The organism is Microvirga massiliensis (genome assembly GCF_001006805.1).
Classification (GTDB): Bacteria; Pseudomonadota; Alphaproteobacteria; order Rhizobiales; family Beijerinckiaceae; genus Microvirga; species Microvirga massiliensis.
In genome coordinates this window covers 129345-140276 of sequence record NZ_LN811350.1, presented here as the reverse complement: position 1 = coordinate 140276, position 10932 = coordinate 129345, and the positions used below count along the sequence as shown (strand labels likewise).

12 protein-coding genes are annotated in these 10932 nt (G+C 65.2%); 4 read left to right on the top strand and 8 right to left on the bottom strand.

Going from position 1 to position 10932, the window contains the following annotated elements; all coding sequences use genetic code 11:
* A partial coding sequence (locus tag BN1233_RS49020; RefSeq protein ID WP_210168205.1) for a hypothetical protein occupies positions 1-854 on the top strand: 854 nt, incomplete at its 5' end.
* A 209-nt stretch (positions 855-1063) separates the two neighbouring features.
* On the opposite strand, the gene BN1233_RS00595 is transcribed toward BN1233_RS49020, so the two are convergent.
* Positions 1064-2824, bottom strand: coding sequence for a histidine kinase famiy protein (locus tag BN1233_RS00595; protein WP_046861588.1), 1761 nt, complete (start codon positions 2822-2824; stop codon positions 1064-1066).
* 411 nt (positions 2825-3235) lie between these two features.
* On the opposite strand from BN1233_RS00595, the gene BN1233_RS00585 reads away from it, so the two are divergent.
* Positions 3236-3523 carry a GIY-YIG nuclease family protein gene (locus tag BN1233_RS00585; RefSeq protein WP_046862311.1) on the top strand — a complete coding sequence of 96 codons (288 nt, stop codon included), beginning with the start codon at positions 3236-3238 and terminating at the stop codon, positions 3521-3523.
* 650 nt (positions 3524-4173) lie between these two features.
* Positions 4174-4701, top strand: a complete 528-nt coding sequence (locus tag BN1233_RS00580) for a hypothetical protein (protein WP_046861586.1) — start codon at positions 4174-4176, stop codon at positions 4699-4701.
* 256 nt (positions 4702-4957) lie between these two features.
* On the opposite strand, the gene BN1233_RS00575 is transcribed toward BN1233_RS00580, so the two are convergent.
* The 5 genes from BN1233_RS00575 to BN1233_RS49420 all read right to left on the bottom strand — a co-directional run bounded on the left by BN1233_RS00575 (position 4958) and on the right by BN1233_RS49420 (position 7729).
* A complete protein-coding gene (locus BN1233_RS00575; protein ID WP_046861585.1) occupies positions 4958-5590 on the bottom strand; it encodes an RES family NAD+ phosphorylase in 633 nt (210 codons plus the stop codon).
* Positions 5587-6312: a hypothetical protein gene (locus BN1233_RS42525; protein WP_048708984.1), complete on the bottom strand. Its 726-nt coding sequence runs from the start codon at positions 6310-6312 to the stop codon at positions 5587-5589. The genes BN1233_RS00575 and BN1233_RS42525 overlap by 4 nt, the downstream gene beginning before the upstream one ends.
* 62 nt (positions 6313-6374) lie before the next feature.
* Positions 6375-6521 (bottom strand): hypothetical protein, encoded by a 147-nt coding sequence (locus BN1233_RS46550; RefSeq protein WP_154678245.1) that lies wholly within the window; start codon positions 6519-6521, stop codon positions 6375-6377.
* Positions 6522-6583: 62 nt separating this feature from the next.
* Entirely contained in the window at positions 6584-7279 is a 696-nt protein-coding gene (locus tag BN1233_RS00565; protein WP_046861584.1) for an RES family NAD+ phosphorylase, read from the bottom strand.
* Entirely contained in the window at positions 7280-7729 is a 450-nt protein-coding gene (locus tag BN1233_RS49420) for an antitoxin Xre-like helix-turn-helix domain-containing protein (RefSeq protein ID WP_046861583.1), read from the bottom strand. It lies immediately after the preceding gene.
* A gap of 182 nt (positions 7730-7911) precedes the next feature.
* On the opposite strand from BN1233_RS49420, the gene BN1233_RS00555 reads away from it, so the two are divergent.
* The gene (locus BN1233_RS00555) at positions 7912-8205 is read left to right on the top strand and encodes a hypothetical protein (RefSeq protein WP_046861582.1); all 294 of its coding nucleotides are present in this window, start codon (positions 7912-7914) and stop codon (positions 8203-8205) included.
* Between the two features lie 116 nt (positions 8206-8321).
* On the opposite strand, the gene BN1233_RS00550 is transcribed toward BN1233_RS00555, so the two are convergent.
* Positions 8322-9809, bottom strand: coding sequence for a carboxypeptidase M32 (locus BN1233_RS00550; RefSeq protein ID WP_046861581.1), 1488 nt, complete (start codon positions 9807-9809; stop codon positions 8322-8324).
* Positions 9810-10234: 425 nt separating this feature from the next.
* Entirely contained in the window at positions 10235-10825 is a 591-nt protein-coding gene (locus tag BN1233_RS00545) for a c-type cytochrome (protein ID WP_244470874.1), read from the bottom strand.
* Positions 10826-10932: the final 107 nt, after the last annotated feature.

Here is a 10932-nt window from a genome sequence, read left to right as displayed (position 1 = left end):
GGGTAGCCTGGCTTTGGAGAGACGAGGAGCCGCGGCCCGCTAGTCCGAAAGAGCTTGCATCCGCGTATGAGGCGGCAGTCGGCCGATTACCGCAGTCCCGGGATGACTTACCAATTCGGGTTGCGCCGGAACTCACGGCTGCCCTGGCCCATTTTGGGGAAGACAAGAACACCGCCCCCGGCCTTTATGCATTTCTCGACATTGGTGGGGGAACACTTGACGGTAGTGCCTTTCAACTCCAGCGTGGCCCGAACGGAACGGAATTCAGTATCTATGCCGCTGAGGTAGACGAGACTGGAACTATGGCCGTTGCGCGTCACGCACTTGCCCGAATCGAACAGGACCCCGAGACGCACTTGGAACAGCCAATCATCCTCGGCGGAAAGAAACCAACGACGATCGTTCCATTGGATGATATCGAACGCAGAGTTCAGAAACTTCTCCATACAGTGATTGCGCAGACGCGCAACAAGCAGCCATCACTGAACTTTTCGGATGACCTCTATGGCGCAAGGCCGCGGCTGCAATCGATAGCCAATCCCACGCATCCGATCGTTCCCATTTTTGTAGGGGGCGGCGGTGCGCGGTCAGAATGGTACCAGGCGCTGTTTCGGCGAACCAACACCGACTTCAATCAGCACCAGTATGGGGTCGGAGGCTATGAAGTTCGCCTTCTTCCTCGGCCGCCGGGAAATACCGATGATGATTTTCCCCGGTTCGTCGTCGCTTCTGGCCTAACGAGCACACGCCTTCACTGGGACACTTATCGACTCCCAAGTTCCTTTGCCACTCCACCGAAGCCGCCAGATTGGCAAGCTCCCTACGCGTCGCCAGTGACAAAGGATATGGTGTGACTGCCGCGCGGCGATGTTGGGTACATGAAGAATGTATCATAAGTGCTGTGTTCGCGCTGTCATTACGAGCCAAAGACGAAGCAATCCAGATCGAGGCATTGACTTGGATTGCTTTGCTGCGCTCGCAAAGACGGCCCGGCGATTTGTGAGAACACCCGACCAACGTATCAGCACGATGCGCAACTTCGACGGGTTGCCGGAATTCGCGCTCATCCCTCATGGCGCGGTCCAACATCCGGCCGCGCGGAAACGGACCGGCTCTCGCGTCCTCTGTTGCCGAGCGCGCTGCGCACCCGGTCGGCCAGCTCCGTCCGGCGATAGGGCTTGCCGAGGACGTCGGCGCCGGCGGTCGCCGGGCCCTCCCGGAGAAGCTCGTCGTTGTAGCCGGTCGTCAGGAGAATGCCGATCCCGGGCGCCCGCTCCCGGATGACGTCGGCGAGGGCGAGCCCGTTCATGCTGCCCGGCATCACGAGGTCCGTGAACAGGAGGTCGATCTTGCCCTCGGCCCGGTCGAAGGCCGCGAGCGCCTCGTCGGCGTCCCGGGCGGTGAGCACCGTATAGCCGAGCCCGGTCAGGTGCTCGTGCGCGAGCTCGAGCACGTCGGCGCTGTCCTCGACGACCAGGATCGTCTCGGCCTGCCCCAGCGGCTCGGGCCGGGAGGCATCCCGGTGCGTCCTGGGCGCGGCCATGGCCTTCCCGGCGGCGGCCGGGAAGAGCATCCGGATGCACGCGCCCTTGCCGCGCTCGCTCTCGATCTCCAGGCGGCCGAGCGACTGCTGCACGAAGCCGTGCACCATCGCGAGCCCGAGCCCCGTGCCCTTGCCCTGGCTCTTGGTCGTGAAGAACGGCTCTGTCGCGCGCTCCAGCACGTGCGGCAGCATCCCCTCGCCCTCGTCGCGGATGCTGAGGGCCACGTAGTCCCCGGGCGGCAGGTGATGCGCCGCCGCATCGCCGTTGAGGTGAACCCGGGAGGTCGAGACCGTCACGGTCCCGCCGTTCGGCATGGCGTCGCGCGCGTTGATCAGCACGTTGAGCACGGCCATCTCGAGATGGACCGGATCGACCAGAGCGGGCGGCACCCGCGGCTGCAGGCTGAGCTGCAGCTCGATCTGCGGGCCCACCGAGTTCTCCAGCATGTCGCCGAACTCGACGATCAGGCTGTTCAGGTTCGTGGGCTTCGGCTCGAGGCGCGTCCGGCGCGCGAAGGCCAGGAGCTGCTTCGTGAGCTTGGCCCCGCGCTCGGCGGCGCGGCTCGCGTTCTCGAGCGGGCGCCGCAGGGAATCCTGGTCCGTGCGCGAAAGGGCGAGCTCCAGGTTCCCGGAGATGACCTGGAGGAGGTTGTTGAAGTCGTGCGCCAGCCCGGCCGTGAGCTGGCCGATGCTCTCCATCTTCTGGGCCTGCCGGAAGGCGGCCTCGGAGGTCCGGCGCCGGGTGACGTCGAGCTGGGACGCGAAGAAATAGAGGAGCTTGCCGCCCTTGTCGAAGACGGGGCCGATGAAGCAGGCGTTCCAGAACGGCGTGCCGTCGCGCCGGTAGTTGAGGATCTCGACGGAGACGGCCCGCCGCTCCGCGATGGCTTCCCGGAGCTCCTGCACGGTCTCCCGCGAGGTCTGCGCCCCCTGGAGGAAGCGGCAGTTGCGCCCCAGGATCTCGTCCTCCGTGTAGCCGGTCAGGTCCTGGAAGGCGCGGTTCGCGAAGGCGACCGGGTTGTCCGGGAGGTTGGGATCCGTGAGGATCATCGGCATCCGGGTCATCTCGATCGCCGCGAAGAACACGTCCGCGCGGTCATCGAGGCCGGGCCTCGTGATGGTCGCCTCCTGCCAGTGCCGCACGCCCGGCCGGCCCGTCGGGCTCAAGGAGCCGCCCTCGAGCTCGCCCGCCGCAGGGACGCCCGCGCTCTGCCCCTCGCCCTGGACGTCGAGCTCCAGCGGGCCATCGTCGCGACCGGCGTTGTCTCTGCTCCGATCCATGTCAGTCCATTCGTGCGGCGAGGCCACGCTCGGCTCCGCGGATCGCCCGCGGCCCGAACCGGCCAGAAAACGCGTAGCTAGCGCTCTGGGCAGGAGAAAGCCAGGAGCCGGGGCCGGGTTCCGACGGGTGTGATGTCGGTGGGGGGCGTGCTGCCCGGGTGCATGATCAGAACGTCGGCACGAGGCCTGCGCGGTGGCCGAGCTCCCGGAGTCCGCCGAGCCGTTCCGGGCCCGGCACGATGTGCGTCGGCGGGACAGCGCGGCTCAGGTGGTGAGCAGGATCGCTTCTCTCCGCTCGCAGTGATGGAGAGGCGAACTCGCAACGACGTGAGGGTTTGCGCGGCATGCTGATGAAGCGGCCGGTCATATGTGTCACGGTGAACGGGCGCAAAGGGCAATGGGGGCATGTCCATGAAGCAGCCGGCCGTGTACATCATGGCGAACAGACGCAACGGTACGCTTTACACGGGGGTTACATCGAGTCTCTCACAGAGAGTCTGGCAGCATCGCGAAGGCTTCATCCCGGGATTCACGTCACGATACGCGTGCAAATTGCTCGTCTGGTATGAGGAGCACGAAGACATGACGATTGCGATTGCGCGCGAGAAGCAGATCAAGGCCAGTTCTCGCAGAAAGAAGCTGGCGCTGATCGAGGCGCAGAATCCAGATTGGCGCGATCTCTACCACGACCTGATCTGAAGAATAGCCGTCGACAGTCCTTCCGTCATCGCGAGTCGCAGGCGACGTGCTTCATCCGTCGACGGGTAGATTGCTTCACTGCGTTCGCAATGACGAAGAGGGTCTGAGGGCAGGAGGTGCAGGGCGGGATACGGGAATAATCGCCGGACCTACTGCCGCCCCTGCGAGTCGCAGGCGTGATGCACGGCCCCTTCCACCGCCTCACCGTCCTTGCGAGCCGCCGCAGTCATCCAGCCCGTCACAGATCCACTTCCGTCTTTGCGAGCCGCAGGCGAAGCAATCTACCCCTCGACGAATGCGCTCCTGGATCGCTTCGCTCCCCTCGTGATGACGGAGAGGCGTTCTGCCGGAGATCCAAATCAAAGCATCGGCACCGTACCTGCCATTCGACGAGACTCACGCTGTGTTGCACGTGGTGGATGTCGGCGAGGGCGGCACCGCTCTGGCATACGGGTGCCTGCGCGCGGCCTTGTGCGACTTGGTCGCGGATACGGCCAAGCGGGACAAGAGTATAATTCACAATTCTACTACGGCTGGAATACCTGGAAGCTGTAAACTTCTGGGATGTTAGTGTGTTGCGTTGCGTTCATCGCCTGTGCGGGAAGTAAATGCAACTTGGTTACTTCCCGCAGGTCCATGGGGAGAGAACCGTGCGTGCCAAGCTCATCACCACAGCTCTGTTGTCCGGCGTCATCATGGCTTTCGCGCCCGGGGTCGTCCTGGGACAGACCATGGATAAGAAGGGGACGTCGCCTTACGTGACGCACTTCGTCTTTCGGCCTTTGATGAGCATCGATGTCCCCGATACCGGGACGGTCACGCCGCTGGAGGCGGTCGGGACCACGGAAAACATGAAGGGAGAGAAGATGTTCGACAAGATGTCGGCCCATTGCGCCGCGCTGAGCGTCGCGTCGGGCGCCAAGAAATACATCGATGGCGCCTGCGTGCTGGCCGACAAGGACGGCGACCAGATCTTCTCGACCTTCGACACGCGTGATGTCGACAAGGCGCAGCCGGAGATGAATTGCGGCACCCATGTCATCACGGGCGGCACCGGCAAGTACAAGGGGATTACCGGCACGGAGCCCTTCGCCTGCATGGCCATGCCTGCCCTGGCCGGCGCCGGCGGCTACACCGCGATGGACATCCCGCACAACACGTCCTGGGAGATCAAGTGAGACGCTGGCGTTGGCTTCACACCGTCGTTGCGAGCCGGGGACGAAGTGCTTCATCCTGAGGCGGAGGCCTGGATTGCTTCACTGCGTTCGCAATGACGGGGAGGACGCGAGGATTACTGCCGGAAACGGAAGTTGACTCCAGACCCACTGCCGTCCTTGCGAGCCGCAGGCGAAGCAATCTACCCGTCGACGAATGCGCTCCTGGATTGCTTCGCTCCGCTCGCGATGATGCGAGGCGTCATACCGGCAAGCCAAATCAAAGCGTCAGTACGATGCCTGCCAGTTGACCGAGCTCCCGGAGCTCGCCGAGCCATTCCGGACTCGACGCCATGCGCGTCGATGATCGGACTGCAAGGTCGAACGGCTGCACACGATCGCCGAACAGGATGAGGGCTCGCTCTTCATCGTATTTACGGGAAGTCCAGATCATGCCGTCGATGTTGGGATTCGACGCGTGAATGGCAGCCGACCAGAGACGCGTCGCAGGATAGGTGCTCGGCGGGGTGTCGATGAGGTGGCGTCGCGAATGGCCCCACTTGTTGAGGTCCGGCTCGAAGAGACGCGCCAGTCGAAGCTCGCGGCGAACCTCGATCCGTGAATACGCCAGCCTCTCGATCTGACGCATGGACACGGACTTGAAGTCCGCCGTCACGTTGATGTCGTGGAAGATGTACTCGAACGCCGCGCAGCCGAACGACGTCGCGGCATAGCACGTCGGTATGGGATTGCCCTCGGGGGTCCGGATCGGGGCGAAGCGCGTGTCGCCGAAGCCCGGGTTGAAGGTGGTGGCCTCGAAGCGGGTATCGTGGATTCGATGGAGGATCTGCTCCGCCGCCAGGGACATCACGTTGCATGTGATGGATGACGGCGGGGGCGGGACCGCCGTCATCCGACGACGGCCTCGTCTTCCCTCTTCGCAGCCTGGACGAGCGCCTCGCGATCCGTGAGGCGCCTGCTCGGCACCTCTCCGTCCAACCATGGGTTCGAGGACACGAACCAGAATGCGATCTGCCAGGGCGACATGGCGTCAGGGAGTGCGGACAACACGGCGGCAATCGTCGGATGGGGCCTTCCGTCCTGGAACTGAAACGCCGGGTAGTATTCCTTCCCCTGGAACGGAACGGAGAAAACCCGGCCGTCCGATTTCCAGCGGCTGCCGGTTGCACTCCTGTTCTTCGCCGCATGCCCGACGAGATCGGCCAATTGCGCATTCGTGTAGCAGGGCACGGTCTCCATGAAACGCACGCGGGCGGCGGCGTTGTCGGCCTCGATCTTGGTGCGGACGGCAGCCACCGGATCGTAGGCCGGAAGCATCACCTCGATGATGGCGCCGATGTTCTTCTCCGAGACCTTCCCGCGCACGTCCCTGACGATCTCGGCGACGGTACCGAGCAGGGCCGCGGCCGTGGGATCCAGCCCCTCGACGATTGTCTTGTCTTCGATCGATTCGTGAATGGCTCGGCGAACGCCATCGAGCACGTCGGGCAGTTCGGCGGAATCAGGCTTGGACGCGTGCCTATAGGCTGTGAGCAATTTCGAAACGCGAGCCATGACCGCGGCCTCGAACTCGTCGGAGCCGATGGTCCTGGCAGCCTTGGCGTCCGATTCCATGAAGACCTCGCGGTGAAATAGGTGATGCTCGCAGAATATAACTTAGTTTACCCGCAGCCCTGCTACAAGTTTCCGAACCATGATCTGATCACCGACATTCCGTCCTTGCGGCCCGAGGCGCTGGCCTGGATCGCTTCGCTCGCGCTCGCGATGACGGGGAGGGTGGCGTTGACCATGGAGACAGCGGCGAACTGCGTGATGGTACGCATTCCCTGGACGTATGCCGAGCCGCGATGCCGGCCGCCGCGACCGTCATCCAGCAGCAGAGACGTCAGCGACCCTGGCGCGAGACGGTCGGGGTCGGTACTCCCTGCCACTCGAGGCGCCAGATGCCGCCCTGCCGCAGATTCTGGACCAGTTCGGGCCGGAACGCGACAAGGCAGGTTCCTCCCGCATGGCGTACGGAGGGATACACCAGACCGCCACTGCCGATTTCCCGGCGCAGCCGAAGGGCGAGCGCCTGTCCGGCCGGGTACGCGATTGCCGGATCATCGTGAAGGGCGGGCTCGGCGGCGCAGTCGGCCACGCGCAGATCGTGGAACGGGCCGAAGAAGTCCGCGACGAGTTCGGCATAATCCGTCACGTTCTCGAAGCGGCCGATCGCTTCGAGTTCGCGGGTGAGATGATAGGACACCTCGCCGAGTGACGTCTCAACCGTGAAGGCGCAATACCAGGCGCCGCAGTCGTCGCCGTTGAAGCGGTTGCCGCCCGGCCGCGTATGCGCGAAAGCGGCGTTGATGAAGGTGTGGCCGGCGCGACCGAAGACCAATTCGCGCGGATCGAGATCGGGCAGGCCGGTCTCTTGCGCCTGAAGCCGGCCGTTCGTTACGCTCTCCAGATCGGCCAAGTCCTCGAGCGCGCCGTGGTTGGCGGCAAGTGGCAGCAGCACGGGCTCCTTGAGCCGGCCCGTTGAGATCAGCCGCACCGTGTCTCGCTGCGCCAGTTCGACCGTGGGCAGGGGCCACATTCAAAGCCCGCCGCGCAACGCATCGATATGGCGTCGGACCTCCAGCATCTTCGGAATCCCGCCCTCGATCAGAGCGTCGAGCGGACGCCGGCCGCCGTAGAGCGGTCCTTTGTTAGGCAGCCGCACCCATTCGTCCGAAAGCGGCTCGGAGAAGAGAAGCCGCAAGCCCTTGAAGATGCCGACGAGCGCGCTGATGCGGGTGAGCGTGTCCTGGGACAGTGTGCCGGTCCACTCGCCCTTCTTCATCCGGAACCATGTCCGCTCCGACACGTCGCCGAGAAGGGCGCAGATCTCGGCGCTCGTCAGCCGCCAGATCTCGGCCAGCCGCAGGATGCTGTCCACGGCCGCCGGGGTGAGGCGCTCGCGGGTGGCGGCATCCGCCAGATTGGGAGGTATGGACGGCAGCCCCGCGTCAACGGCGGGGCGGACCGTGTTCGGAAAACCTGCCATGTTCCTGCCTCCAGGCAACAAATATGCTGCCAATTGGCAGTCAATTCAATGCCTGCCCCTGAACTTGTCTTTTCGCGTCATGCCGGAGCACGGTCGACTCGCCGGCGCGGCTGCGCCGGAACCTGCTTCCCGGCCTCGCGTTCTCCCGGCTCCATGAACGCTACGCGAAAAGGAGCTGACGCGTGAAGAAGACCCTTCTGATCTCTTGTGCGGCCGCGCTGATCGTGGCGCTTCCGGCCGCCGGTTTTGCCCAGACCTCGAGCGGCACCTCGAACGCGAACGGCGCCTCGCAATATGCGCCGGGCCAGCAGGACCGCAGCAATATGACGGGCCCCGGCGCCTCGGATGCCGCGCCCGGTCAGACGATGCAGAACGACACGACCGGATCGGTCAAGAGCCCGGGCGTGTCGGGATACTCGCCCGGCCAGAAGATGCTGCAGAAGGACAGCTCGGGTTCTTCGACGCAGAGCAAGTGAGCCTTCGTGTCGTGGAGAGGCGTGGGCGCGCCTCTCCACGACGCCGTGCACGCATTCCATTCTCGACGGGCCGGGGCCGAAGGCCGCCTCCGCCCGGTTTTCTGTCGGCCGTTCGTTCAGAGATAACGGCGGTGCAGGTGCTCGCGGAAGGCCTGCGCGGTGAGTGGCTGCCCCGTCGCCGCGATCATCAGCTCGTCCGTCGCGAGCAGGCTGCCCTTGGCGTGCACGTTCTCCCGCAACCAGGCGCGCAGGAGGCCGAATTCGCCCTCCGCCAGCCCGGGCAGGATGCCGGGCTCGGCCCGGCAGGCGGCGGCGAAGAGCTGCGCCGCCGCCATGGCGCCGAGCGTATAGGTTGGGAAATAGCCCCAGGCGCCGCCGGGCCAGTGGATGTCCTGCAGGCAGCCGAGGCGGTCGTTCGGCACCTCGAGCCCGAGCAACTCCTTGATTCCGGCATTGAAGGCCTGTGGGAGGTCCTGCACTGGCAGGTCGCCGGCGATCATCGCCTTTTCGAGCTCGTAGCGCACGAGAATATGCGCCGGATACGTGACCTCGTCGGCATCGACCCGGATGAAGCCGGGCTCCACGCTCGTGCAGATCCGGTAGAGGTTCTCCGCGCTCCAGGCCGGGCCCTCGCGCCCGAAGGCCTCGCGCAGGATCGGCGCGAGGGCGGTGAGGAACTCGCGGCTCCGGCAGGCCTGCATCTCGATGAGCAGCGATTGGCTCTCGTGCAGCGTCATGCCGCGCGCGGAGCCGACCGGCTGGTGCCGCCATTCCTCCGGGCGCCCCTGCTCGTAGAGCGCATGCCCGGTCTCGTGGAGCACGCCCATGAGTGCGCCGAAGAAATCGTCCTCGTCGTAGCGGGTCGTGATCCGGACATCGCCGGTCGAGCCGCCGCAGAACGGGTGCAGGCTGATGTCGAGCCGTCCCTTGTTGAAATCGAAGCCGACGGTCGTCATCAACCCTGAGCCGATGCGGCGCTGCACCTCGACCGGGAACGGGCCGTCGAGCGGTTGGATCGGAGGAAGCGTCCGCTGGCGCTCCTGCGCGGCTGCGATCAGCGCCGGGAGCTCAGCGCGCAGATCCGCGAAGACCGGGTCGATCTTCGCTTGGCGCAGGCCGGGATCGTAGCCGTCGAGCAGGGCATCGTAGGGCGAGAGGCCGAGCGCCGCGCCCTTCGCCTGCCCGATCTGCTGCTGCAGCGCGAGCACCTCCTTAAGATGCGGCAGGAGCAGGGCGAAGTCGCTGGTGCGCCGCGCCTCGCGCCATGCCATCTCGGCCCGCGACACGGCGCGCGAATTGGCCTCGACGAGATCGCGCGGCACCGCGGTCGCATGCACGTAGCGCAGGCGCATCTCGCGCAGATTGGCGCGCTGCCACTCGGAAAGATCGGCCTGCTCCTGGTCCGCGGCGGCGAGCAAGCCGCCGGTGTCCGGCGCCGTGAGCAGCTCGTGCGCGAGCCCTTTCAGCGTCGCGAGTTGCTCCGCGCGCACGCCCGCCGACCCCTCCGGCATCATGGTCTCGGCATCCCACTGCAGCATCCCGACCGCATCCTCGATCGAGGCGATGCGGGCGAAGCGGGATTCGAGGGAACGATAGGCCTGCATGCGGTGTATCTCCGTGGGACGGGTGACGATCTCACCCGCCTGCCCCGTCTTGTCCAGCATCGTCGGCGACGCAGGCGTTACGGCACCACATAGTCATGCCCTCACCGTCTTTGCGAACGACGTGAGGCAATTCAGGAGCATACCCGCCGACGGGTAGATTGCTTCGCCTGCGGCTCGCAATGACGGAAGTGCGGTGGGATGGGCAGTGCATCACGCCTGCGGTTCGCAATGACGCAGTGAGTCCGCGGCAGGCCTGATGACGCCAGACCACAAGGACGGCCGTGGGTCCGGCGCGACTCCGTTTCCGGCCCTGCACTGCCCGCCCTCACGCCCTCTTCGTCATTGCGAACGAAGTGAAGCAATCTACCCGTCGACGGATGGTTCGCCCCGCCTCCGGCTCGCCATGACGAGAATGCATTCGTCGCTCAGCGCAGGTTCGCCAAATAGTGCGCGAGCGCCGCGATTTCGTCGTCGGCGATACCGACGGCGATCTCGACCATCGCGGGATCATAGCCGCGGCGCTCGCCTGACTTGTATTCGCGAAGCACCCTCGCAAGGTAATCCTCGCGTTGCGCGCCGATGCGCGGGATCTGGTCGTGCCCCGACATGTCCGGGTTGTGGCAGAAGCCGCAGCGATGCCGCTGCGCTGCGGCGCGGCCCTTCTCGATCAGCGCTGCGTCGACGGCCGCGTCCGATGCCGGCACTGGCGGTGGGAGCTTCGCGATCTCGTCCGAGAACGTGCGTAGATCGTCGTCGGTGAATTCGGCCGTGAGCTCGTTCATGGGCGCCGCGATGCGTTGCTTCTCACGGAACTGGTAGAGCTGGATCAGCACGAAGGCGGCCGGCTGGCCGCCGAGCGACGGGACTCCGGGCGTCTGCGAGGTCCCGTTCTCGCCATGGCAGGCCAGGCAGGGTGCAAGCCGCTCCGCAATCGGCTGGGCGACAATTGCGGAGGGCAGGAGAAATCCCATGAGGAGTATGGTGGTCGGTAGAATACCGGAACGCAGAAACGCCACCTGCAAAATCTTTCGGCTGATGTGAATTGCTTTTGGTGTGGAACGCAGCGATGCGCCGTGCTTGCAACGTCAGCGCAGCCACCCTCACCCGCGCGCTGTCGCGCGCG

Coding starts and splice junctions, on each gene's coding strand:
- BN1233_RS42525 (WP_048708984.1), bottom strand. CDS start 6,312: ATGGAATCGGACGCCAAGGCTGCCAGGACCATCGGCTCCGACGAGTTC.
- BN1233_RS49420 (WP_046861583.1), bottom strand. CDS start 7,729: ATGGCAGGTTTTCCGAACACGGTCCGCCCCGCCGTTGACGCGGGGCTG.
- BN1233_RS00595 (WP_046861588.1), bottom strand. CDS start 2,824: ATGGATCGGAGCAGAGACAACGCCGGTCGCGACGATGGCCCGCTGGAG.
- BN1233_RS00575 (WP_046861585.1), bottom strand. CDS start 5,590: ATGACGGCGGTCCCGCCCCCGCCGTCATCCATCACATGCAACGTGATG.
- BN1233_RS46550 (WP_154678245.1), bottom strand. CDS start 6,521: ATGCGTACCATCACGCAGTTCGCCGCTGTCTCCATGGTCAACGCCACC.
- BN1233_RS00565 (WP_046861584.1), bottom strand. CDS start 7,279: ATGTGGCCCCTGCCCACGGTCGAACTGGCGCAGCGAGACACGGTGCGG.
- BN1233_RS00585 (WP_046862311.1), top strand. CDS start 3,236: ATGAAGCAGCCGGCCGTGTACATCATGGCGAACAGACGCAACGGTACG.
- BN1233_RS00550 (WP_046861581.1), bottom strand. CDS start 9,809: ATGCAGGCCTATCGTTCCCTCGAATCCCGCTTCGCCCGCATCGCCTCG.